This window comes from Streptomyces otsuchiensis, assembly GCF_004305975.1.
In the GTDB taxonomy this organism is placed as follows: Bacteria; Actinomycetota; Actinomycetes; order Streptomycetales; family Streptomycetaceae; genus Streptomyces; species Streptomyces otsuchiensis.
In genome coordinates this window covers 1-2,107 of the sequence record NZ_BHZI01000477.1, presented here as the reverse complement: position 1 = coordinate 2,107, position 2,107 = coordinate 1, and the positions used below count along the sequence as shown (strand labels likewise).

The window sequence follows — 2,107 nt, the reverse complement described above, 5'->3', positions numbered from 1 at the left end:
GTCCCCCACGGTCCTCGCCGCCCGTGCCCCTCCCCCGGTCGTCCGCCCGGGTGCCGCCGAGCTTGCCGCCCAACTGCTCCCGGAGTGCCGGAGGAACTGCCGCCCGCTCCCCACCACGGCGGTTTGGATGGTTGCCGGGCACCGCACCGACCGACGGTCCCGGCCGGCCGCCACGGGACGCCCGTTCCGCACCCGCCGCCGGCCCGGCCGGTGGCCGGACCCCGCGCTCGCCTCCCCGATCCCTGCCCGACTCCTCGCAGCACAGGGCCCGTTCGCCCGCGCCGTCCGCCCGGCGGCGTCGTCACGACGGGCACGTCACCGTCGCAGCCGCCCCCGCAAAGGAGCACGCCATGCCCGGCCAGGAAACCGACCGCCGGCCACTCAGCGCCGCCCAGCTGGGGGTCTGGTACGCCCAGCGTCTGGACCCGGCCAGCCCGGTGTTCAACCAGGGCGGCCATGTGGACCTGCACGGCCCGATCGACGTGCCGCTGTTCGCGGAGGCCCTGTCGCGGCTGGTCGCCGAGGACGGCACCACCCGGCTGCGGTTCACCGAAGCGGGCGGCGTTCCGGCGCAGTTCGCCGCGGCCGTGGAGCCGTACGTCCCGGAGATCGCCGACCTGCGGGACACGCCGGATCCGGAGGCCGCCGCGCGCGAGCTGATCGACGCGGACATGGCGACGGTGCCGGATCTGGAACAGGGCCCGCTCTTCCGCCATCTGCTGCTGCGCCTTGGCGAGGACCGGCTGCGCTGGTACTACCGGGCGCACCATCTGATGCAGGACGGGTTCAGCGGCCATCTGCTGCAGCGCCGGCTGGGCGAGATCTACACCGCGCTGGCCGGGGGCACCGAGAGCGGTCCGGCGCTCGGTCCCGTCTCGGCCCTGCTGGACCAGCACGACGTCTACCGGGACTCCGCCGCCCGGAAGAAGGACCGGGCGTTCTGGAGCAGGGTGATGGAGGGCGCCGAGTGCCCGCCCGCGCGGGCCGGCCGACCGGCTCTCCGGATCGCCCGCGAGGTCTCCTTCATCAGCGGTGAACAGTTCGCGGCGCTACGCGAGTTCGGGGTGCGGGCCGGGGTCTCCTGGCAGCAGGTCCTGATCGGCGCGGGTGTGCTGCACCAGCACCGTCGCACCGGGGCCCGGGACGTGCTGCTCTCCCTCCCGGTGACCGGACGGCTGACACCCGCCGCGCGCAGGGTGCCGGGGATGAGCGCCAACGTGCTTCCGCTGCGGGTCGCGGTGGACCCGGACGCCACCTGTGCGGCCCTGATGGCGCGGGTGGCCTCCGCGGTGCTGCGGGTGCAGTGGCACCAGCGGTACGACGCGTCGGAGCTGATCCGCGACCTGGGCTGGCCCGCCGACGGCAGGCGGCAGTTCGGCCCGGTGGTCAATGTGCTGGCGGGCGACGCGCCGCCGACATTCGGCGGGGTGCCGGGCACGGCGCACCTGCTCTCCACCGGCGGCACGGCCGAGGACCTCGGCATCACCGTGACGGACGGCCCGGACGGCGGGCTGCGCGTCGACTTCACGGTGGACGCCGCGTACGCCGACAGCGTCCCGCTGGCCTCGCACCGCCGCTCGTTCCACCGGGTACTGGACACCCTGACCGGTGACGCGGACGTCCCGGTGCGCGAGGTGGACGTGCTGGACGGTGTGGAGTGGGGGTTGGTGGTCGAGGAGTGGAACAACACGGCCGTGCCGATCGGCCAGGAGACGCTGAACACCCTCTTCGAGCACCAGGCCCGGATACACCCGGACCACACCGCCGTCATCTTCAACGACGAACACACCACCTACCGCCGGCTCAACGAGAACGCCAACCGCCTCGCCCACCACCTCACCCACTGCGCCGGCATCCGACGCGGCGACCTCATCGGCGTCCTCCACGACCGCTCCACCACCTTCGCCACCACCCTCATCGCCCTCACCAAAACCGGCGCCGCCTACACCGTCCTGGACCCCGACTTCCCCGACACCCGCCTCAACACCACCCTCACCCGCAACCACATCACCACCGTCATCACCGACACCAACCACACCCACCGCATCACCGCACCCCACCTCATCCACACCGACCACGACACCCACCACCACAACCACCCCGCCAC

The 2,107-nt window shown here is 73.4% G+C and carries 1 protein-coding gene; it reads left to right on the top strand.

The features are described 5' to 3' along the window. Window positions 1–350 precede the first annotated feature (350 nt). Window positions 351–2,107 (top strand): condensation domain-containing protein (locus tag E0D90_RS25230; protein ID WP_157996954.1); only part of this gene is annotated, 1,757 nt, incomplete at its 3' end.